Here is a 21473-nt window from a genome sequence, read left to right as displayed (position 1 = left end):
CCCGGGTCCGGGAGCCCCGGACCCGGGCCGGCTTCCCGGCGGCCGCTAGGCGGCGAGGAGTTCGTCGAGGGTGCGCCGTGCGGCATCCCGGAGGGACTGCAGCTGCGGTCCGGCGCCGAGGATGTCCCGGCTCGAAGTGCCCAGGACCTGGGGATAGGCCGCACCGAAAGTTCGGCGCAGGTCCGCGGCCGTGGCGCCCTGCGCACCCAGGCCGGGGGCCAGGATGGGCCCGCGGACCGCCGCCAGGTCGAGATCCAGTGCGGTGAGGGCTGAACCCACCGTGGCGCCGATCACCAGGCCCACGGAACCGAGCGGACCGTCATAGCGGCGGTTCTCCGCCGCCGCCGCTTCCGTGATCCGCCGCGCGACGGAGTCCGCCCCGCCGACGTGCTGCACGGAGGCGCCTTCCGGGTTCGAGGTCAGCGCGAGGACGAACACGCCGCGCCCGGTCTCGGCCGCCAGGTCCAGGGCGGGCCGGAGCGACTCAAAGCCCAGGTACGGGCTCAGCGTGACCGAATCCGCGGCCAGGGCAGAGCCGTCCCGCAGCCAGGCGTCGGCGTAGGCAGCCATGGTGGAGCCGATGTCGCCGCGTTTGGCATCCGCAATGCTCAGCACGGAGTTTTCCGCAGCCGCGGCCAGGATCCGTTCGAGCACGGCGATTCCCGCGGAGCCGTGCCGCTCGTACAGGGCCACCTGCGGCTTCACCGCGGCAGCGAGGGAGCCCACGGCCTCCAGGACGGTCAGCGAGAAGCGTTCCAGCCCGGCGGGGTCGTCAGTCAGTCCCCAGCGCTGCAGGAGCGCCGGGTGCGGGTCGATGCCGACGCACAGCGGGCCGCGGTCCGCCATGGCCCGCCCCAGCCGGGAGCCGAAGGACTCCCGGCCGGGGGTTCCGGCCGTGGATGCCTCAGGCATCCTGCAGGGCCTTCAGGTTTGCGGCGTGCTCCTGCAGGCTCGTGACGGACCATTCGTAGGTGCGCAGCGCCTCGATGGCCTGGACGGCGGCATTGAACTCGGCCACCGTGGTGATGCACGGGATGCCGATCGACGTCGCGGCGGCACGCAGTTCGTAGCCGTCGCTGCGGGCCTCGCCACCGGAGGGGGTGTTGAAGACCATGTCGATCTCGCCGGCAATGACGAGGTCGGCGATGGTGCCTTCGCCTTCGGCGCTGGAGCCCTCGGCGACCTTCCGGACCGGGGTGGCTTGGATGCCGTTGCGGCGCAGGACGTCGGCCGTGCCGCCGGTGGAGACGATCTCGAAGCCGAGGTCCGAGAGCCGCTTGACGCCCATGATGACCGAGCGCTTGTCCCGGTTCGCCACCGAGACGAAGATCTTGCCCTCCGTGGGCAGCGCGTTGTTGGCGGCCGCCTGGCTCTTGGCGAAGGCCGTGTCGAAGTGCTTGTCGATGCCCATGACCTCACCCGTGGAGCGCATTTCCGGGCCGAGCAGGGAGTCGACCACCTTGCCCTCGGGGGTGCGGAAACGGCTGAACGGCAGCACGGCTTCCTTGACTGAGACCGGTGCATCCAGCGGCAGCGAGGAACCGTCGCCGCTCTCCGGCAGCATCTTGTACGCGCTGCGGAGCTGGTTGATGGTGACGCCGGTGCCGATCAGGGCCGCCGCCTTCGCCATCTGGACGCCGGTGGCCTTGGAGACGAACGGCACGGTCCGTGAGGCGCGCGGGTTGGCTTCCAGGACGTAGAGCACGTCGGAGGCCAGGGCGAACTGGATGTTGATCAGGCCGCGGACGCCCACGCCCTCGGCGATCGCCAGGGTGGCGGTCCGGACCCGTTCCAGCACGTTGCCGCCCAGGGTGATGGGCGGCAGCACGCAGGCCGAGTCGCCGGAGTGGATGCCGGCCTCCTCGATGTGCTCCATGATGCCGCCGAGGTACATCTCTGTGCCGTCGTAGAGGGCGTCGACGTCGATCTCGACGGCGTCCTCGAGGAAGCGGTCGATCAGGACCGGGTGGTCCGGGGTGATTTCGGTGGCGTTGGCGATGTAGCGGGAGAGGTTGGGCTCGTCGTAGACGATCTCCATGCCGCGGCCGCCGAGGACGTAGGAGGGGCGGACCAGGACGGGGTAGCCGATCTCGTCGGCGATCTTCTTGGCGTCCTCGAAGGACACGGCGGTGCCGTTCTTCGGCGAGACGAGCCCGGCCTTGTCGAGCACGCGGGAGAAGGCGCCCCGGTGTTCGGCGAGGTCGATCGCCTCCGGCGAGGTGCCAAGGATCGGCACGCCAGCGTCGGCGAGCTGCTGGGCCAGTTTCAGCGGGGTCTGGCCGCCGAGCTGGACGAAGACGCCCATGACGCCGCCGGTGCGCTCCTCGGCCGCGATGACCTCGAGCACGTCCTCCAGGGTCAGCGGCTCGAAGTAGAGCCGGGTGGAGACGTCGTAGTCCGTGGAGACCGTTTCCGGGTTGCAGTTGACCATCACGGTCTCGTAGCCGGCCTTGCGCAGCGCCATCGAGGCGTGGACGCAGGAGTAATCGAATTCGATGCCCTGGCCGATCCGGTTGGGGCCGGACCCGAGGATGATGATGGACGGCTTGGCGTGCAGCGCGACCTCGTCCTCCTCGTCATAGGAGGAGTAGTGGTACGGGGTGTAGGCGGCGAACTCGGCCGCGCAGGTGTCCACGGTCTTGTAGACGGGACGGATGCCGAGCGCCTGCCGGACGCCGCGGACGACGTCCTCGGAGTTGTGGGTCAGGGCACCGATCTGCTCGTCGGAGAAGCCGTGGCGCTTGGCGCGCGTCAGCATCTCCGGAGTCAGCGCCGCGGCCTGCCGGATTTCGAGGGAGATCTCGTTCAGCAGCTGGAGCTGGTCCAGGTACCAGGGGTCGATCTTGGTGGCCTCGAAGAGCTGTTCCACGGTGGCGCCGCCGAGCAGGGCGCGCTGGACCTGGTGCAGGCGGTCGGTGGTGGGACGCTTGGACTTCTCGATCAGCTCCGCAACTTCCCATTCCGGGACGTGGCTGAAGTCCAGCTGGGAGCCCTTCTGCTCCAGGGAGCGCAGGGCCTTCTGCAGCGCCTCGGTGAAGTTCCGGCCCATGGCCATCGCCTCGCCCACCGATTTCATGGTGGTGGTCAGGGTGGGGTCCGCCGCCGGGAACTTCTCGAACGCGAAGCGCGGGACCTTCACCACCACGTAGTCCAGCGTGGGTTCGAAGGACGCGGGGGTCTTCTGGGTGATGTCGTTCGGGATCTCGTCCAGGGTGTAGCCGAGGGACAGCTTGGTGGCGATTTTGGCGATCGCGAAGCCGGTGGCCTTCGAGGCGAGGGCGGAGGAACGGGAGACGCGCGGGTTCATTTCGATCACGACGACGCGGCCGGTGTCCGGTTCGACGGCGAACTGGATGTTGCAGCCGCCGGTGTCGACGCCGACCTCGCGGATGACGGCGATAGAGATGTCGCGCAGCCGCTGGTATTCGCGGTCCGTGAGCGTCAGGGCCGGGGCGACGGTGATCGAGTCGCCGGTGTGCACGCCGACCGGGTCGAAGTTCTCGATGGAGCAGACCACAACGACGTTGTCGTTCTTGTCCCGCATCATCTCGAGCTCGTATTCCTTCCAGCCGAGGATGCTCTCTTCGAGCAGCACCTCGGATGTGGGGCTGTACTGCAGGCCCTGGCCGACGATCCGGCGCAGGTCGCCCTCGTCGTAGGCCAGCCCGGAGCCGAGGCCGCCCATGGTGAAGGAGGGCCGGACGACCATCGGGTAGCCGAGGTCCCCGGCTGCCGCGAGTGCCTCGTCCATGGTGTGGATGATGTGGCTGCGGGCCGACTCGGCGCCGCAGCGCTCCACGACGCCCTTGAACTTCTCGCGGTCCTCGCCGAGCTCGATCGCGGCAATGTTGGCGCCGATCAGCTCGACGTTGTACTTCTCCAGGACGCCGTTCTTGTCCAGCGCGATGGCCGTGTTGAGCGCCGTCTGGCCGCCCAGGGTCGGCAGGAGCGCGTCGGGGCGCTCCTTGGCGATGATCTTCTCCACCACTTCGGGGGTGATCGGCTCGATGTAGGTGGCGTCCGCGAACTCGGGGTCCGTCATGATGGTGGCCGGGTTGGAGTTGACGAGGATGACCCGCAGGCCTTCCTCCTTGAGGACGCGCAGTGCCTGGGTGCCGGAGTAATCGAATTCGGCCGCCTGGCCGATCACGATCGGGCCGGACCCGATGACCATGACGCTCTTGAGGTCAGTTCTCTTGGGCATTACTTCTTGTCCTCAGTCTTGGAATCGGTGGCAGTCTTTGTGCCTGTCTCTGTCTTTGAAGAAGCGTCCGCCATCAGCTCGATGAAGCGGTCGAAGAGGTAGGCGGCGTCGTGCGGGCCGGCGGCAGCTTCGGGGTGGTACTGCACGGAGAAGGCCGGGATGTCGAGGCAGGCGAGGCCTTCGACGACGTCGTCATTGAGGCTCACGTGGCTGACCTCGACACGGCCGAAGCGCTCCTCGGGGGCCTGCGTGGCGCCGTTGAGCGGAGCGTCGACGGCGAACCCGTGGTTCTGCGAGGTGATTTCGACCTTGCCGGTGCGGCGGTCCATCACGGGCTGGTTGATGCCGCGGTGGCCGTAGCGCAGCTTGTAGGTGCCGAACCCGAGGGCCCGGCCCAGGATCTGGTTGCCGAAGCAGATCCCGAAGTACGGGATCTTCTCGTCGAGCACGGAGCGCAGCAGCGCCACCTGGTTGTCCGCGGTGGCGGGGTCACCGGGGCCGTTGGACATGAAGAAGCCGTCCGGGTTGACGGCCTGGACGTCGGCGAGGGTTGCCGTGGCGGGCAGCACGTGCACCCGGACACCGCGCTCGGCGAAACGGACCGGGGTCATGCGCTTGATGCCGAGGTCGATGGCGGCGATGCTGAAGCGCGGCTCGCCGTCCCAGCCGAAGTCCTTGGGCTCCACGGTGTACGCGGCGTCCACGCTGACTTCCTCGGCGAGCCGTGAGCCTTCCATCGGCGCGCTGGCCAGGACGGCGTCGACGAGTTCCTTGTCCGTGGCGCGGGCGGCGTCGCCGGAAAAGATGCCGGCGCGCATGGTCTTGTGTTCGCGCAGGTGGCGGGTGATGGCGCGGGTGTCGACGCCCTGGATGCCGACGATCCCCTGCTCGGTCAGCTCATCGTCCAGGGACCGTTCGGAACGCCAGTTGGAGGGCCGGCGCGCGGCGTCGCGGACGATGTAGCCGGCTACCCAGATGCGGCGGGACTCGGCGTCGTCGGTGTTGACGCCGGTGTTGCCAATGTGCGGCGCGGTCTGGACCACGAGCTGGCGTGCGTAGGAGGGGTCGGTGATGGTCTCCTGGTAGCCGGTCATGCCGGTCGCGAAGACCGCCTCGCCGAGCGCCGTTCCGGTGGCGCCGTAGCTGGTGCCGCGGAAAATCCGGCCGTCCTCGAGCACGAGGACTGCGGGGGTGGATGCTGCTGCAGCGGGTGCAGCGGGGGTGGTTGTCACTTCTGTTTCTGGCACTTCGTTGGCTTCCGTCACGTCGTTACTTTCCACTATCGGCTTCTGCCTGAGGGGCTGCGGAGATTAAATCTTGGAGGGTGGTGAGGAGCACGGCCTTGTCCTCGGCACGGCGGGTCCGGTAGCCGGTGTCCAGCTCGTGGGAACCGAGCATCCAGCTCAGCACCAGCAGGCCGTCCTTCTCGACGAACTTTCCGGCCATGCCGCTTTCCTGCCGCACACCGGTGAGGCGTGAGGCCGGGATGAACACCGGACCGGCGCCCGCGCGATCGAACAGCACGCCTTCGGGGTGCACGCTGAGCGTGGCGTTGGTGCGGATGCCCAGATTGTGCACGGCGATCCGGTCCAGCCAGTCGCCGGCGGTGGTGGACGCGACGTACTGGCCCTCGGCCGCGGCCAGCGGGGCGCCGAGCTCGGCGGGGACCTCGGGGAGGGGCTCGACGTCGGACTGGCGGCGCAGGCGGTTGCGCCAGCCGACCGCGATGAGGACAAGCGCGACGCCGGTCAGGACGAGCGTGAAGAGCAGGGAAAGGTCCTTGACCGTCATGGGCGGCGGCCCGCCGGTCCGGCGTCGACAGCGTCGGCCGGCCACCGGTAGGGGGTGTTGAGTTTTCCGTCGAGAACGGTCGGGTGGCCCTTGAAGAACGTCGCCACTACCTTCCCGGGCAGTTCCCGGCCGGCAAACGGAGAGTTACGGCCCATGGTTGCCATCTTAGAAGGGTCCACGGTCCAGCGCGCAGCCGGGTCCACGAGTGTGACGTTGGCGGGCTCCCCGGCCTCGAGCGGGCGGCCCTGGTCCTGGACCCGGCCGATAGCGGCCGGTGCCGTGGAGGTCACGCGGGCGAAGTCTTCCCAGCCCATCAGGCCGGATTCGATCATGGTGTGCTGCACCACGGAGAGCGCAGTTTCCAGCCCGGTCATGCCCATGGCCGCCTGCGCCCACTCGCATTCCTTGTGTTCGCTCGGGTGCGGGGCGTGGTCGGTGCCGACGACGTCGATCGTGCCGTCGGCCAGGGCGGCGCGGAGGGCCTGGACATCGGCGTCGGTGCGCAGCGGCGGGTTGACCTTGTAGACGGGGTCGTAGCTGCGGGCGAGCTCATCCGTGAGCCAGAGGTGGTGCGGGGTGACCTCGGCCGTGACGTTGACGCCGCGGGACTTGGCCCAGCGGATGATCTCCACGGACCCGGCCGTGGAGACGTGGCACACGTGCAGGCGGGAGCCGACGTGCTGGGCCAGCAGCACGTCCCGGGCGATGATGCTTTCTTCGGCAACAGCCGGCCAGCCGGCCAGGCCCAGGACGGCGGAGACCTCGCCCTCGTTCATCTGGGCGCCGGCGGTGAGGCGGGGTTCCTGCGCGTGCTGGGCCACGACGCCGTCGAACGCCTTGACGTATTCGAGCGCGCGGCGCATCAGCACCGGATCGTGCACGCAGATGCCGTCGTCGGAAAAGACCCGCACGTGGGCCCGGGAGTCGGCCATGGCGCCGAGTTCGGCGAGCTGCTCCCCCGCGAGTCCAACGGTGACGGCGCCCACCGGGCGGACGTCCACCCAGCCGGCGGTCCGGCCAAGGGTGAGGACTTGTTCGACGACGCCGGCGGTGTCCGCCACCGGGGTGCTGTTGGCCATCGCGTGGACGGCCGTATAGCCGCCGAGTGCGGCGGCGCGGGTGCCGGTTTCGACGGTTTCGGCGTCTTCGCGGCCGGGTTCACGCAGGTGCGTGTGGATGTCCACCATGCCCGGGAGCGCGACGAGGCCGGCGGCGTCAATTACTGTTGCGCCCCTCACCCCGGCGACGTCCGCGTCCAACTGCCGGCCGCGGGCGGCGATCACGCCGTCCCGGATCAGGAGGTCTTCGGCTGCTCCGCCCAGGATCGAGGCGCCTCGGATGAGGTAGGCCCCGCTGTTGTCTGCGTGCTGTTGCTGTTCGGCCATCAGTGGCTCTCCTGGTGGGAATGAGTGAGGTTCGGATTGGCGGCGTGGGCCGCGGATGCAGACACGGATGCAGGTACAGGTGCCGGGGCCGGTTCGCGGTTCTCCCCGGAAAGCAGCAGGTACAGTGCCGCCATGCGGATGGAGACACCGTTGCGGACCTGCGCCAGCACGGTGGAGCGGGGCGAGTCGGCCGCGGCAGCGGAGATTTCCAGGCCGCGGTTCATCGGACCCGGGTGCATGATGATGGTGTCCTTGAGCCCGAGGCTGTCGAGGGCCCGGAGCCGGTTGTCGTCGAAGCCCCAGCGGCGCGAGTACTCCCGGGTGGTCGGGAAGAAGGATGCATTCATCCGTTCGCCCTGGACCCGGAGCATCATCATGGCATCCACGCCCTGTGCGAGGGTCTCGTCGAGGTCGAAGCTAACGGCGCAGGGCCACTTTTCGACGCCGATGGGCAGCAAGGTGGGCGGCGCAACGAGGGTGACTTCGGCGCCGAGGGTGCGCAGCAGCCAGACGTTGGAACGCGCCACCCGGGAGTGCAGCACGTCGCCGGCGATGGCGACGCGCATGCCTTTGAGGTCGGCTCCGGCCGACGGCGTGCCGGCCAGCTTCGACCAGTGCCGGCGCATGGTGAACGCGTCCAACAGCGCCTGCGTGGGGTGTTCGTGGGTGCCGTCCCCGGCGTTGATGACGGCGGCGTCGATCCAGTCGGTTGCGGCAAGCCGGTGCGGGGCGCCGGAGGCCCAGTGCCGGATGACCACCGCGTCGGCGCCCATCGCGGCGAGTGTCTGGGCGGTGTCCTTGAGTGACTCGCCCTTGGAGACGGAGGAGCCTTTCGCGGCGAAGTTGATGACGTCGGCGGAGAGCCGCTTGGCGGCTGCCTCGAAGGAGATCCGGGTGCGGGTGGAGTCCTCGAAGAACAGGTTGACCACGGTGCGCCCGCGCAGGGCAGGGAGCTTTTTGACCTCGCGCTCCCCCACGGCCGCCATTTCCTCGGCGGTGTCCAGGATGCGGATGGCGTCGTGCAGGCTCAGGTCCTGGGTGGAGAGCAGGTGCCTCATGCTGTGGCCTCAATGACCACTTCATTGACGGGTGCGCCGTCCACGGAATCGGTTTCCTCGAGGCGGACGCGGACCTTCTCGGACGAGGAGGTGGGCAGGTTCTTGCCGACGTGGTCCGCGCGGATGGGCAGTTCCCGGTGGCCACGGTCGATCAGCACGGCGAGGCGGACAATCCGCGGGCGGCCGAGGTCGATGATGGCATCGAGGGCTGCCCGGATGGTGCGCCCGGAGTAGAGGACGTCGTCGATCAGCACAACAACTTTGTTATCGATCCCGGTGCGCGGGAGCTGCGTGGGGTACGGCGGCCTGGTGGGCTGGTGCGAGAGGTCATCGCGGAACATGGTGACGTCGAGCTGGCCGACAATCGCGGAGGCGTCCACTGTGGGGTCGGCGGCGGCGATCTTGGCGGCGAGGCGGACGGCGAGGGGATAACCCCGGCGCGGGATACCCAGCAGGACGAGGTCCTGGGAGCCCTTGTTGGCCTCGAGAATTTCGTGGGCGATACGAGTGAGGGCGCGGTCTATGTCAGCCTGGTTGAGGACAACCCGGGTGAGTATCACCTTCGCCGGACCCGGTGCTGAAGGCACAGAAGTCAAAGCTCGTCTCCCCTTTCCCCGCCTCACGGGACGGAATTAAAAAAGGATTATTTGCTCTTTCAAATTACCACAGCGGGGAAGACGGCCCATCGCCGCCGGAATGCGTTTAACCTCACACGGACATAGGCTCGACTCCATGACGACGAACGAGCCACGGCCCGGGCAGGACTACCTTGGCGCCTCAGGCCAGCGGCCGCTGCCCCAGCAGGCCAACCCGACGTGGCTGGGACATGTCCGCCCGGCCGACTACCGGCAGGCCCCGGCCAACTCCCGCGGCCAGTTCCAGCCGGCGCTCCCTCCGGCCCTTCCGGCGGTTCCGGGCGGCCGCCGTTCCGCCGGCGTTTCTGGCCTGGTGCTGGCCGGCGGGTTCCTCGCGTTCGTCAGCCTCTTCCTGGTCCTGCCCTTCCTCCTGGACAGGACCGGAATCTCCGGCTTTGTCATTGGCTTCATCGCCTCCCTGATTCCGCTGGGGACCGTGCTGTTGACCGTGCGCTTCATCGACCGCTGGGAACCTGAGCCCAAGCCGCTGCTGCTTTTCGCCTTTGTCTGGGGCGCTGCCGTCTCCATCGCGGTCACCATGCTGATCCAGCCGTACTTTTCGCTGGTGGCGGGGCCGGCCTCCGGGCTGGACTATACGACCTTCGCCGTGACGGTCCAGGCGCCGGTGGTAGAGGAATTCGCTAAGTCCCTGGGGCTGCTGGTGCTCCTGATCTTCGCCCCGAAGCATTTCAACGGGCCGGTGGACGGTGTGGTGTTCGCCTTCACGATCGCGGCTGGCTTCGCGTTCACCGAGAACATCCTGTACTTCGGCCGTGCCATCGCCGAATCCAGCGACCCCGGCACGGACCTCGCCGTGGTGTTTTTCCTCCGCGGGGTCATGTCCCCCTTCGCCCACGCCATCTTCACGGGAACCACCGGCCTGATCATGGGCCTCGCGGTGCGCCGCGGCCACACCGGGCTGGGCGTGCTGGCGTTCGCCGCCGGCCTCGTCCCCGCGATGCTGCTGCACAGTGGCTGGAACAGCATGGGCCAGGACTTCTTGGCCCAGTACGTCCTGGTGCAGGTCCCGATCTTCCTGCTGGCGGTCCTGGTCATCGTGCTGCTGCGGGTGGCGGAGCGAAGGCTCACCCGCCAGCGGCTCAAGGAATACTCGGCCGCGGGCTGGTTCACCGCGGCTGAGGTGGAAATGCTGGCCACCGCCGCTGGCCGCCGTTCTGCACTGCGCTGGGCGAAATCCGTCGGGCGGGGCGCGCAGATGAAGGCCCTGATCGATGCAGCCACCCAGCTTGCACTGACGCGCCAACGGATCCTCACCGGCCGGGACGTGCCGGCGCACCAACGCGATGAGCAGCACCAGCTCGCCGAGATCACCGCGCTCCGGACCGCCGTCGTCGGCTGACGAAAGAACCCCGCCCAGGCTGTCCTGGACGGGGTTCTTCGTAGTGCCTGACCTGATTGCCTTAAGACTTAGGCCAGCAGCGAAGGCTTCAGCTGCTGCAGCCGGCCCAGCAGGCCGTTGATGAACGACGGCGACTCGTCCGTGGAGAGCGTTTTGGCCAGCGCCACAGCTTCGCTGACTGCCACGCCGTCCGGGACGTCGTCGTTGTAGAGCAGTTCCCAGGTGCCGATCCGCAGGATGATGCGGTCCACGGAGGGCATGCGCTCCAGGGTCCAGCCCTGCGAATAGGTCTCGAGGAATTCGTCGATGGCCGCCTGGTGCGACACCACGCCTTCGACAATTTCGAGGGTGTACGGGTTGACGATCTGGTCTGTCTGCTCGCGGCGGGACTTCAGTACGTCGAACGCCGAGGCAGAGCGCTGCTCGGCCTCAAAAAGCACATCGAGGGCCCGGTTCCGGGCCTTACCGCGCGCACTCACTAGTCGTTGACCCGGCCGAGGTAGCTGCCGTCACGGGTGTCGACCTTGACTTTGGTGTTGTTCTCGACGAACAGCGGCACCTGGATCTCGTATCCGGTTTCGAGCGTGGCGGGCTTGGTGCCGGCCGAGGAGCGGTCGCCCTGCAGGCCCGGCTCGGTGTAGGTGATCTCGAGGACGACGCTCGGGGGCAGCTCGATGTAGAGCGGGTTCCCCTCGTGGATGGCGATGTTGACCATCTGGTTCTCGAGCATGAAGTTGGTGGCGTCGCCGACGGTGGCGGCGGAAACGGTGAGCTGGTCGAAGTCCGAGGTGTCCATGAAGACGAAGTCGGTGCCGTCCTGGTACAGGTACTGGTAGTCGCGGCGGTCCACCGTGGCGGTCTCAATCTTCAGTCCGGCATTGAAGGTCTTGTCGACCACCTTGCCGGACATCACGTTGCGCATCTTGGTGCGCACGAACGCGCCACCCTTGCCGGGCTTGACGTGCTGGAACTCGATGATGTTCCAAAGCTGGCCCTCAAGCTTAAGGACGGTTCCGTTCTTGATGTCGTTAGTGGTTGCCACTGTATCCTCTTAGTTTCTCTCTGGTTCCATCGGGCCGGTGCTATCGGCCAGACGTTCTATGCCGGGCCGGCATGCCGTGCGGCCCGCCAGCGCGTATTTGTCAAAAATCCAAGATCTATTCTACCGGTTCCCGTGGATAGCTGGCTGACCGGGGCTCAGGACTGCTGTTCCAGCACGTCCCGCGCGCGCTGCAGCGCCACTGTGGAGGCGTAGATCAGAGCCGCGTCGGCGGACCCGGCCACGCGCAAATCCAGCGCCTTGGCGAAGGATTCGACGGCGGCGCCAACGTTCCCGCCGGCGAAGTAGGACCTGCCGAGGTGCTGGCGGACGGCCGCCTCCTCCAGGGTGCCCTGGGTCTCGGCGAGGAGCTGCCGGAACACTTCGACCGCCCGGTCGAACCGGTTCGAAACCCGGAGCACGTCCGCCTCGAAGATCCGCAGCCGGAGCGAGTCGGGGTCCTTGTAGCGGGCCTCGGCCAGGAGCTCGGCGGCCTCGGCCGCGTGCCCTTCGACGAGCCGGACGAGGATCAGGTCCCCCGGGTCGACGGAGGCCGCCAACGCCTCGGCCAGGACCTCGTCGTTGACGATCTGGGGCATCAGGGTCTGCGGGTTGATCCGGATCCCGGGAAGTCCCGCGTCCGGCCACTCGCTCGTGCCGCCCTTGACCATGTACATCAGGAGGCAATCTCCTGGTAGGCGGCAAACAGCAGTGACGTGTCCGGGACGTCGAGGATGCCGGGCCGGCCGACGCCGTCGAGCACCACGAACCGGAGCAGGTCACCGCGGGATTTCTTGTCCCGGCGCATGCCGTCGAGGAGGGCCTGCCAGCGGTCGCGGCGGTAGGTGATGGGAAGCCCGAGGCTTTCGAGGATAGTGCGGTGCCTGTCGGCGTCGGCGTCGCTGAGCCGGCCCACGCTGCGGGCGAGTTCGGCGGCGAACATCATGCCCACGGACACGGCGGCACCGTGGCGCCAGGAGTAGCGCTCGGCGAGTTCGATCGCGTGGCCCAGGGTGTGGCCGTAGTTCAGGATCTCGCGCTGGCCGGTCTCCTTCAGGTCCTCGGAGACCACCCGGGCCTTGACGGTGATGGCCCGTTCGATCAGTTCCCGCAGCAGGTCCGAGCGGGGATCGATGACCGCGGACGGGTCTTTTTCGATCAGCTCCAGAATGGCAGGGTCGGCGATGAAGCCGCACTTGATGACCTCGGCCATGCCGGAAATGATCTCGTTCTTCGGCAGCGTCTCCAGCGTGTCGAGGTCCGCGAGGACACCGGCGGGCGGGTGGAACGCGCCCACCAGGTTCTTGCCCTCGGCGGTGTTGATGCCGGTCTTGCCGCCGACCGAGGCGTCCACCATGCCCAGCAGGCTCGTGGGCATGTGGATGACCTTGACGCCGCGCAGCCAAGTCGCTGCGACAAAGCCGGCCAGGTCCGTCACGGCGCCGCCGCCGACGGCGACGACGACATCGGAGCGGGTGAAGTCGTTTTGTCCCAGCACCTGCCAGCAGAAGGAGGCGACCTCGATGTGCTTGCCCTCTTCGGCGTCGGGAATTTCTGCCGTCAGAGCGGTGAAGCCGGCTGCGGCCAACTCTTCGCGGACGGTGTCCCCGGTCAGCCGAAGCGCGCGGGGGTGGATGACCAGGACCCGTTTGACGCGCTCGCCCAGCAGACCGGGCAGGCTTGCCAGGAGGCCGCGGCCCACTACGACGTCGTAGTTCTCACCCGGCGTTTGTCCGGTGACTTTGATGACGGTTGATTCGTTACTCACTATTCAACTTCCTTTGTCGCCGCCGGGATGGGCACGGCCGCAGTCTTCGCGACGGCGTGCACCCCCAGCGCATCTTCCAGCCGGTGGGCCAGCTCCGGAACGCTGCCGCTGCGGACATCGAGGACCAGGTCGGCGAGCCGTTCGTAGACCGGTTGCCGGGTGGCGAACAAGGTCCGCCACCGGCCCATGGCGTCGCCGGCCAGGAGCGGCCGGCCCGAATTTCTGGCAATGCGTTCCGCCACAGTCTCGGCGTCGCATTCGAGATAAACAACGGTACAGCGGCCCAGAAGCTGCTGCGTACCGGAGTCAAGGACAGCCCCGCCGCCGAGCGAAATGACGGTGGTGCTCCCCTGTGCTTCTTCGATGGCCAGCGCCACGGCGCGGGCCTCTAGCTCGCGGAAGGCGTGCTCGCCCCGGCTGGCGAAGATCTCGGCGATCGTCCCGTGCTGGGCCACCACGAGCGCGTCGGTGTCCACGAACGCGCACCCCAGGTGCTGCGCGAGCTGGTGTCCGATCGCCGACTTGCCCACGGCCATCGGTCCGATCAGGACCACCGGGCCAAGGTGCCTTGCCGCGGCGGAGCGCCCGTCGGTTTTTCCGGCTGGCACTAGTGGCCGATCGAGTCCAGGGACGCCGGAATGCTGTCCAGGTAACCCTTGATGTTGCGGGCGGTCTCCTGCACGGAGTCACCGCCGAATTTTTCGGTGACCGCTTCGGCGATCACCAGGGCCACCATGGCCTCGGCCACGACACCGGCGGCCGGGACGGCACAGACGTCTGAGCGCTGGTGGTGGGCCTTGGCGGCCTCCCCCGTGCTGACGTCGACCGTCTTGAGCGCGCGGGGCACGGTGGCGATCGGCTTCATGGCGGCACGGACGCGCAGGACGTCGCCAATGCTCATGCCGCCCTCGATCCCGCCTGCACGGTTGGACGTGCGGATGATCTTGCCGTCCGCGTCCTTGACGATCTCATCGTGGGCGGCCGAGCCGCGGCGCGCCGCGGTGCGGAACCCGTCGCCGACCTCAACTCCCTTGATGGCCTGGATGCCCATCAGGGCCGCCGCCAGGCGCGAGTCGAGCCGCCGGTCCCAGTGGACGTAGCTGCCCAGTCCCGGCGGGAGCCCGTAGACAAGAACTTCCACCACGCCGCCAAGGGTTTCGCCTTCTTTGTGCGCGACGTCGACCTCGGCCACCATGGCGTCCGAGGTTTCGCGGTCGAAGCAGCGTAGCGGATCGGCGTCCAGGGCGATCACGTTGCCCGGGACCGGCAGCGGCCGGCCTTCCGGCACGGCAACGCTGGCGATGGACACGGTGTGGGAGACGAGTTCAATTCCGAGCTGCTTGAGGAACGCTGCGGCGACCGTGCCGAGCGCCACCCTCGTGGCCGTCTCGCGGGCGCTGGCCCGCTCCAGGACCGGGCGGGCCTCGTCGAAGCCGTATTTCTGCATGCCGGTGAAGTCGGCGTGGCCGGGCCGCGGCCGCGTCAGGGGGGCGTTCCGGGCCTGGTCGGCCAAGATTTCCGGCTCCACGGGGTCGGAAGACATGATCTGTTCCCACTTGGGCCATTCGGTGTTGCCGACCTGGATGGCGACAGGGCCGCCCTGGGTCAGGCCATGGCGGACTCCGCCGAGGATCGTGACCTCGTCCTGCTCGAATTTCATCCGGGCGCCGCGGCCATAGCCGAGCCGCCGGCGGGCCAGGGCCTCGCTGATGTGGGCGCTGGTGAGTTCCACACCGGCGGGCACGCCTTCAATTATTCCGACCAGTGCCGGGCCATGGGATTCTCCGGCAGTCAACCAACGCAACATACATTCCATCCTGCCATGTCGGGCGGTTAGAACACCCGTCGGGGTGCCCCCACTGCGTCACACATCACATCTATGACTCCGGCCGGGAGGGCCTCGCCCAGTCCGGTGAAATGCCGTACCTGCTCTACGGCCTGGTAGATGAGCATTTCAAGTCCCGGGACCACCGTGCCGCCAGCTTCCTGCCAGACCGCCGCAATCTGGCTGGGCCACGGATCATAGGCGACGTCCAGGAGCACGCCGGGGCTGCCCGTCAGTTTCGCCGCGAGTGCGTCTGCCAGTTCCGCGGCGAGTGCGTCTGCAGCGCGGGGCGGCAGCGTGGAGATGACGACGTCGGCCGCGGCGACGGCGGCGGCCGCTCCGGCGAGGGGAAGCACCTGGACGGGGACCGCCAGGGCGGCGGACGCCGCGCGGGCCTCGCCGGCACGGCTGGGATCGCGCACGAACACGTCGGCAGTCGCTGCCCCCAGTTCCTTGAGCGCCGCGACGGCCGCGGCGGCGGTCCCGCCGCCGCCGAGGATTACGGCGGTGGGCGCCGGGGCGGCCCCCGCGTGCCGGAGTGCGTTGACGATGCCGGCGACGTCGGTGTTGTAGCCGACCAACTGGGTTTGGTCAGCACTGCCGGCGTCGGGTTCGAACGCAACGGTATTGACGACGCCGAGTGCGCGCCCGACGCCCCGGACTTCGTCCACTTCCGCCACCATGGCCGATTTGAGCGGCATGGTGACCGAGAGCCCGCGCCAGGAACCGTCAGCGCGCGCCTCGTCCCTGACCTGCCGCATGAAATCCGGCAGGGCGGCCTCTGTCACGTCAATGGCGGAGTAGGCGATGTCCAGGCCCAGGTGGGCGTAGGCGGCGCGGTGCAGCGCCGGCGACTTCGAATGGCTGACGGGATGCCCAAGGACGGCCGCCCGCAGCGTCATACGCAGCGTCCCGGGTTGGCCGCACACCAGGCGTTGTACTGCTCCACGTATCCGTTGTGTTCGGCCAGGGTCTTGGAGAACTTGGTCTCCTTGGTGTCCAGGTTGATGGTGACCCAATAGAGGTAGCTGTTGGACTTGGGCTTGGCGGCGGCATCAATGGCCGTCTTGCCGGGAGAGCCGATGGGCCCGGCGGGCAACCCCTGGTTGGCGTAGGTGTTGTACGGATTCGACTTGTCAGCCTTCTGGGCCTCGTCGATGTGGAAGCTGCGGATGCCCAGGCCATAGGTGACCGTGGCATCGGACTGGATCAGCCCGTTCGTCTCGGTGTTGTTCGGCTTGAGGCGGTTGTAGATGGCACCTGCAACGTCACCGTATTCGGCTTGGCCGCCTTCGGCCTGCACGATGCTCGCAACCGTCACTACGTCATACTGTTTCGCGGAATCGGTGACGCCCTGGGCCTTGAGTTCATCCAGGGTGCTGCCGACGAGCTTCTGCAGAATCTCCTTGGCAGAGGAGCCCAACGGGAAGCGGTACTCCCCCGGCGCCAGGTAGCCCTCGAGGTTCTTGGCCTTCTTCGGGACGCCAAACTGCGCGGGCGCATCGCTGAGCGCCTTCAAATCGGCAACCGAAATCCCGGTGCCCTCGGAAATCGCCTGCAGGGATTCGCTGATCCGCAACCCGGCGCTGAGCGCAAAGTACATGACCTTACCCTGGCCCTTGTTGAGCAGGACAGACACGGCATCGGAGTTCTTCATTTCCTGGCGCATCGAGAAAGTGCCGGGGTTCAGGGCACCGCCGGAAGCGGTGAACTCCTTCAAGAAAGTGTCTGCGTTCGCCACGACCTTCTGCGACTCCAGCTCGGTGGCCACGGACCTCGGCCCGGCGCCGGGTTCGACCGTGATGGTGACGTTGCCGGTCCCGGGCCCCGGGTAGTCGGCCATTTTGTCCCCGCCCAGGAGGGGCTTGAGGAACTGCGCGCCGATAGCGATTGCGACGACGAAAACCGTCAGGGACAGCACCAGGGCCAGGAAGCGGCGCCGGCGGCGGACCTTCTTGGACGGAACCTTGTTGTAGCGGACCGCTCCGGCCATCAGCTCGTGGCCGGGCTCGCCGTGGTACTCGGCTTCCGGGTGCGCCTGATCGTGGGGTTCGACGGACTCGTCGTAAACATGGTGGGCCTCATCATGTTGTCCCACATCGTGGGGGTGCAGCGCGTAACTGTGGTGAGGGCCGGTGCCGTGGGCAGCCCCGTCATGGCGGGCTTCGTAGCCCTGCTGGCCGGCCGTCGCATAGACAGCGTCCTCGTGGACGGCGTCCTCGTGGACGGCCTCTTCGCGGACGGGCTCTTCGCGGACGGGGATCATCTGGGTGAAGTCTTCGCGGACGGGCGCCACGTCAGCCGGAACGTCCTGAACGGGCTCTTCGTGCACAGCTTCTGTGTGAACGGGCTCTTCGCGAACGGGTTCTTCGTGCACGGGCTCTTCATGAACAGCGTCTTCATGCACGGGTTCTGTGTGCACGGGTTCGTCGCGCATGGGTTCGTCATGAACAGCGTCTTCGTGCACGGTCGGTGCTGCCTCGGGCAGTTCCGGGGCGGCCTGCGGCAGTTCGCGCTCCGGCGTCGGCGATGGAACGTCTCGTCCCGTCTCAAAAGCCTGCGGCGGGATCACGCTGTGTCCCTGCGTCGCCAGGAGCTTTTCCCGGGCCCGGATCTCTTTACGCGTCAGCGGTCGGCCGGCACCACTAAGGGCGTCACCGGAGGAGTCATCACTGTTGACCGGGCTCACTGTAGCCTTCCATTGTCTGAAGAGTGCGTCTGTACTGCCGGGCCGGTCTGTGCGCCGCCTCCGGTCGGCCCCGGCGCAGACTCCGCGTACACGCGGTTTCCGACCTCCGTTCCCCTGGCCTTTTGCATATCAATCGCATGTTGCAGAATACCTGCCGCCGCAACCTGATCAACTACTGTACGGTGATTTCTGCTGCTCATGCCAGCCTCGTGCAGGTTGCGGTGGGCGGTCACGGTGCTGAGCCGCTCGTCAACCAGGCGCACGGGCACGTCGGATCCGGCGCCCTGCAGGGCCCGGGCAAGCAGCTGTGCATACTCTGTGGCCATCCTGGCCGAGGCGTGCTCTTCGCCCTTCATGGTGCGCGGCAGTCCCACGAAAATCTCCACCGCGTCCAGCTCCGCGGCCAGGCCGACCAGGATGCGCACGTCGGTGTTCTTTTTCACGTTCCGCTGCAGCGTGCGCAGCGGGGTCGCCAGAATTCCGTCGCGGTCGCAGACGGCCACGCCAACGCGGACGGTGCCGACGTCCACCCCGAGCTTCACACCCCGGGGATAGACGCCGGCCACAGCAGCTTCAGACACGTAGATCCGCTATCGCCGGGTAATGGCGTCCACGACGGCGCTGAGGGCAGCGCCGACCTTGGCGGCGTCCGTGCCGCCGCCCTGGGCGACGTCGTCCTTGCCGCCACCGCCGCCGCCGAGGATGCCCGCGGCGAGGCGCACCAGGGCGCCGGCCTTGACTCCGGCCGCCCGGGCGGCTTCGTTGGTGGCGATCAGGATGACGGGACGGTCGTTGCTGACACCGGCCACCGCGACGGCGGCGGGCTCGGAACCGAGACGCGTCCGCAGGTCCAGGGCCAGGCCGCGCAGGTCGTCCGCGCCGCTGACCTGGCCGGCATCGTGTGCGATGACCTTGACGCCGGCGGCGTCCTTGGCGGTGCCAACCAGCTGGCTGGCGGCGGCCGTGAGCTGCTCCTTGCGCAGCCGCTCGAGTTCCTTTTCGGCCGTCTTGAGCTTGGTCAGCGTGCTGGAAATCCTGTCCGCGAGCAGCCCGGAGGGAACCTTCAGCATCTCCGTGAGCTCGGTGACCAGGGCCCGTTCGGCGGCCAGGTGCCGGAAGGCGTCCATGCCCACGAAGGCTTCGACACGGCGGTTTCCCGAGCCGACGGACTGCTCGCCGAGCAGGGACAGGCTGCCGATCAGGGACGTGTTCTCGACGTGGGTGCCACCGCAGAGTTCGCGGGACCAGGCGCCGTCGATTTCCACGACGCGGACCTCGTTGCCGTAGTTCTCGCCGAACAGCGCCATGGCGCCGAGAGCCTTGGCCTCGGCGAGGCCCATGATCTTGGTTTCCACCCGGAAGTTGTTGCGGATGGCGATGTTGGAGACTTCCTCGATCTCTGACCGGGTGGCGGCGCTCAGGCCCTCGCCCCAGGCGAAGTCGAAGCGCAGGTAACCGGCCTTGTTGAACGAGCCGCGCTGCAGGGCCTCCGGGCCGAGGATCTGGTGCAGGGCCGCGTGCACGATGTGCGTGCCGGTGTGGGCCTGCTCGGCGGCGTGGCGGCGTTCCCGGTCCACGGCGGCCTGAACCAGCGAGTCGGACCCGATTTCGCCTTCGCGGACAATGGCCTTGTGCACGCTGAGGCCCTTGACGGGGCGCTGGACGTCTAGGACCTCGACCACGAAGCCGTCACCGGTGATCAGCCCGGTGTCGGCCGCCTGGCCGCCGGCCTCGGCATAGAACGGCGTCTCGGCCAGGACCAGTTCAATTTCGTCGCCCGTGGACGCCTGGGCGACCTTCCGGCCGCCGGACAGGATCCCGCGGACCTTGGACTCGCCCTGGAGCTCGGTGTAACCGGTGAAGACGGTCTCGCCGGCGGACAGCAGCTCCTGGAACGCGCTGAGATCGGCGTGCGAACCCTTCTTGCCCTTGGCATCGGCCTGGGCGCGCTGGCGCTGTTCGAGCATGAGCTTGCGGAACTCGGGCTCGTCGACTTTCAGCCCGGCTTCCTCGGCCATTTCCAGGGTGAGGTCGATCGGGAAGCCGTAGGTGTCATGCAGGGCAAAGGCGTCGGCGCCGGAGAGCGGCTGATTGGCGGCCTTGGACTCCTTGACGGCGTCCTCGAGCCGGGCGGTGCCGGACGCGATGGTGCGCAGGAAGGCCTTCTCCTCGGCGTAGGCAATCCGGCTGATGCGCTCGAAGTCGGTCTCCACGATCGGGTAGACGCCCTTCATGGCGTCCCGCGAGGCCGGCAGCAGCTCGGGCAGGCAGGCCTTCTCGACGCCGAGCAGGCGCATGGAACGCACGGCGCGGCGGATCAGGCGGCGCAGCACATAGCCGCGGCCCTCGTTGGAGGGGGTGACGCCGTCGGCGATCAGCATCAGGGCCGAGCGGATGTGGTCGGCAACCACGCGCATGCGGACGTCGTCGGTGTGGTGCGGGTCCTCGGCGGACTCAGCGGAGGTGTACTCCCGGCCGGAAAGCGCCGCGGCACGGTCGATCACGGGACGGACCTGGTCGGTCTCGTACATGTTCTCGACGTCCTGGAGGATCATCGCCAGACGCTCCATACCGAGGCCCGTGTCGATGTTCTTCTTGGGCAGCTCGCCGGCGATGTCGAAATCCACCTTGGAGCGGACGTTGTCGATCTGGTACTGCATGAACACGAGGTTCCAGATCTCGACGTAGCGGTTTTCGTCGGCGATGGGGCCGCCCTCGACGCCGTAGGACGGGCCGCGGTCGTAATAGATCTCCGAGCAGGGACCGGCGGGGCCCGGCTGGCCGGTGGACCAGTAGTTGTCGGACTTGCCCATCCGCTGGATCCGCTCGGCCGGCATGCCGGTGTTCTTCAGCCACAGCTGCTCGGCCTCGTCGTCCTCTTCGTATACGGTGACCCACAGCAGCTCCGGCGGCAGTCCGTACCCGCCGTCGTCCACGCTGGTGGTGAGGAGCTCCCACGCGAACTTGATGGCGTCTTCCTTGAAGTAGTCGCCAAAGGAGAAGTTGCCGCACATCTGGAAGAAGGTGCCGTGGCGGGCCGTCTTGCCGACTTCTTCGATGTCACCGGTCCGGATGCACTTCTGCACGCTGGTGGCCCGCTGGAAGGGGGCCTCCTCGCGGGCCGTCAGGTACGGGATGAACGGGACCATGCCGGCCACGGTGAATAGCAGGGACGGGTCGCTGGAGACCAGGGAGGCGGAGGGCACGGCGGTGTGCCCCTTGCTGACAAAAAAGTCGATCCAGCGCTTGGTGATCTCCTGCGACTTCATGAGCTGATTTCTTACCCTTCAATATTCACTGCGTTATGTGGCCCGCGTCTGTGCTGCGCGGGACAAGCTGAGGACCGGCACTGATCCGGGCCCCGTCAATCCGGTGCCCCTCCAGGTGGTGCCGACGCGCGCCCTTAACGGGCACCGTACTTACTAATTCTCTCCCGGCTAGCGCCGGACCGCATCCCGGCGGGCAACGGCGCCGCCGGCGGCAATATCCGTTGCCGTTTCGATGCCAAGGGCGGAGCGGAGTTCGGCTTCCCGCTCCCCCATGCCTTCGCGGACGGCGTCGGCGAAGTCGTACAGGCCGTCCGCCAGCCGTCCCACGGCCCGGTTGAGGCCCTCGGGGCCGAGGGCGGACTGGGCTTCGGTGACCTTGCGGAAGGCGATGACGCCGATCGCGACGCCGATTCCCATCCAGATGATTCTGTTCATGTCAGGTTCTCCCGG

The 21473-nt window shown here is 67.8% G+C and carries 19 protein-coding genes; 1 reads left to right on the top strand and 18 read right to left on the bottom strand.

Annotation, left to right across the window (positions count from 1 at the left end; translation table 11 throughout):
* Positions 1–45 precede the first annotated feature (45 nt).
* From pyrF to pyrR, 7 genes are read right to left on the bottom strand one after another with little or no spacing between them, the layout of a single operon-like run.
* Positions 46–912, bottom strand: coding sequence for an orotidine-5'-phosphate decarboxylase (gene pyrF, locus M2428_RS10395; RefSeq protein ID WP_277525873.1), 867 nt, complete (start codon positions 910–912; stop codon positions 46–48).
* A complete protein-coding gene (carB, locus tag M2428_RS10390) occupies positions 905–4204 on the bottom strand; it encodes a carbamoyl-phosphate synthase large subunit (RefSeq protein WP_277525872.1) in 3300 nt (1099 codons plus the stop codon). Before carB ends, pyrF begins: the two co-directional genes overlap by 8 nt.
* A complete protein-coding gene (gene carA, locus M2428_RS10385; RefSeq protein WP_277525871.1) occupies positions 4204–5436 on the bottom strand; it encodes a glutamine-hydrolyzing carbamoyl-phosphate synthase small subunit in 1233 nt (410 codons plus the stop codon). The genes carB and carA overlap by 1 nt, the downstream gene beginning before the upstream one ends.
* 37 nt (positions 5437–5473) lie before the next feature.
* The gene (locus tag M2428_RS10380) at positions 5474–5995 is read right to left on the bottom strand and encodes a hypothetical protein (RefSeq protein ID WP_277525870.1); all 522 of its coding nucleotides are present in this window, start codon (positions 5993–5995) and stop codon (positions 5474–5476) included.
* The gene (locus tag M2428_RS10375; protein ID WP_277525869.1) at positions 5992–7380 is read right to left on the bottom strand and encodes a dihydroorotase; all 1389 of its coding nucleotides are present in this window, start codon (positions 7378–7380) and stop codon (positions 5992–5994) included. Before M2428_RS10375 ends, M2428_RS10380 begins: the two co-directional genes overlap by 4 nt.
* Positions 7380–8438: an aspartate carbamoyltransferase catalytic subunit gene (locus tag M2428_RS10370; RefSeq protein WP_277525868.1), complete on the bottom strand. Its 1059-nt coding sequence runs from the start codon at positions 8436–8438 to the stop codon at positions 7380–7382. The genes M2428_RS10375 and M2428_RS10370 overlap by 1 nt, the downstream gene beginning before the upstream one ends.
* A complete protein-coding gene (gene pyrR / locus M2428_RS10365; RefSeq protein ID WP_277525867.1) occupies positions 8435–9034 on the bottom strand; it encodes a bifunctional pyr operon transcriptional regulator/uracil phosphoribosyltransferase PyrR in 600 nt (199 codons plus the stop codon). The genes M2428_RS10370 and pyrR overlap by 4 nt, the downstream gene beginning before the upstream one ends.
* A 136-nt stretch (positions 9035–9170) precedes the next feature.
* Here pyrR and M2428_RS10360 point away from each other — a divergent pair, with 136 nt between their 5' ends.
* Positions 9171–10433, top strand: coding sequence for a PrsW family intramembrane metalloprotease (locus M2428_RS10360; RefSeq protein ID WP_277525866.1), 1263 nt, complete (start codon positions 9171–9173; stop codon positions 10431–10433).
* A gap of 68 nt (positions 10434–10501) precedes the next feature.
* Here the strand turns inward: M2428_RS10360 and nusB are convergent, their stop codons facing one another.
* The 11 genes from nusB to M2428_RS10305 all read right to left on the bottom strand — a co-directional run bounded on the left by nusB (position 10502) and on the right by M2428_RS10305 (position 21458).
* Positions 10502–10912 (bottom strand): transcription antitermination factor NusB, encoded by a 411-nt coding sequence (gene nusB / locus M2428_RS10355; protein WP_091251831.1) that lies wholly within the window; start codon positions 10910–10912, stop codon positions 10502–10504.
* Positions 10912–11475, bottom strand: a complete 564-nt coding sequence (efp, locus tag M2428_RS10350; protein ID WP_090581102.1) for an elongation factor P — start codon at positions 11473–11475, stop codon at positions 10912–10914. Before efp ends, nusB begins: the two co-directional genes overlap by 1 nt.
* A 155-nt stretch (positions 11476–11630) precedes the next feature.
* Positions 11631–12149 (bottom strand): tetratricopeptide repeat protein, encoded by a 519-nt coding sequence (locus tag M2428_RS10345; protein WP_277525865.1) that lies wholly within the window; start codon positions 12147–12149, stop codon positions 11631–11633.
* Positions 12149–13240, bottom strand: coding sequence for a 3-dehydroquinate synthase (aroB, locus tag M2428_RS10340; RefSeq protein ID WP_277525864.1), 1092 nt, complete (start codon positions 13238–13240; stop codon positions 12149–12151). The genes M2428_RS10345 and aroB overlap by 1 nt, the downstream gene beginning before the upstream one ends.
* The gene (locus M2428_RS10335) at positions 13240–13848 is read right to left on the bottom strand and encodes a shikimate kinase (RefSeq protein ID WP_277525863.1); all 609 of its coding nucleotides are present in this window, start codon (positions 13846–13848) and stop codon (positions 13240–13242) included. The genes aroB and M2428_RS10335 overlap by 1 nt, the downstream gene beginning before the upstream one ends.
* Positions 13848–15047 (bottom strand): chorismate synthase, encoded by a 1200-nt coding sequence (aroC, locus tag M2428_RS10330; RefSeq protein ID WP_277525862.1) that lies wholly within the window; start codon positions 15045–15047, stop codon positions 13848–13850. Before aroC ends, M2428_RS10335 begins: the two co-directional genes overlap by 1 nt.
* A 26-nt stretch (positions 15048–15073) precedes the next feature.
* On the bottom strand, positions 15074–15967 hold the full coding sequence (locus M2428_RS10325) for a shikimate dehydrogenase (RefSeq protein WP_277525861.1): 894 nt from the start codon (positions 15965–15967) through the stop codon (positions 15074–15076).
* Positions 15964–17754 (bottom strand): endolytic transglycosylase MltG, encoded by a 1791-nt coding sequence (gene mltG / locus M2428_RS10320; protein WP_277525860.1) that lies wholly within the window; start codon positions 17752–17754, stop codon positions 15964–15966. The genes M2428_RS10325 and mltG overlap by 4 nt, the downstream gene beginning before the upstream one ends.
* Positions 17751–18335 carry a Holliday junction resolvase RuvX gene (gene ruvX / locus M2428_RS10315; RefSeq protein WP_277525858.1) on the bottom strand — a complete coding sequence of 195 codons (585 nt, stop codon included), beginning with the start codon at positions 18333–18335 and terminating at the stop codon, positions 17751–17753. The genes mltG and ruvX overlap by 4 nt, the downstream gene beginning before the upstream one ends.
* Positions 18336–18344: 9 nt before the next feature.
* The gene (gene alaS, locus M2428_RS10310; RefSeq protein ID WP_277525857.1) at positions 18345–21023 is read right to left on the bottom strand and encodes an alanine--tRNA ligase; all 2679 of its coding nucleotides are present in this window, start codon (positions 21021–21023) and stop codon (positions 18345–18347) included.
* Positions 21024–21191: 168 nt separating this feature from the next.
* The gene (locus M2428_RS10305) at positions 21192–21458 is read right to left on the bottom strand and encodes a DUF6167 family protein (RefSeq protein WP_277525856.1); all 267 of its coding nucleotides are present in this window, start codon (positions 21456–21458) and stop codon (positions 21192–21194) included.
* Between the last annotated feature and the right edge of the window lie 15 nt (positions 21459–21473).

The organism is Arthrobacter sp. ES3-54 (genome assembly GCF_029504395.1).
Lineage (GTDB): Bacteria > Actinomycetota > Actinomycetes > Actinomycetales > Micrococcaceae > Arthrobacter.
The sequence above is the reverse complement of the archived record's forward strand: the minus strand, read 5'-3'. Positions and strand labels throughout refer to the sequence as shown.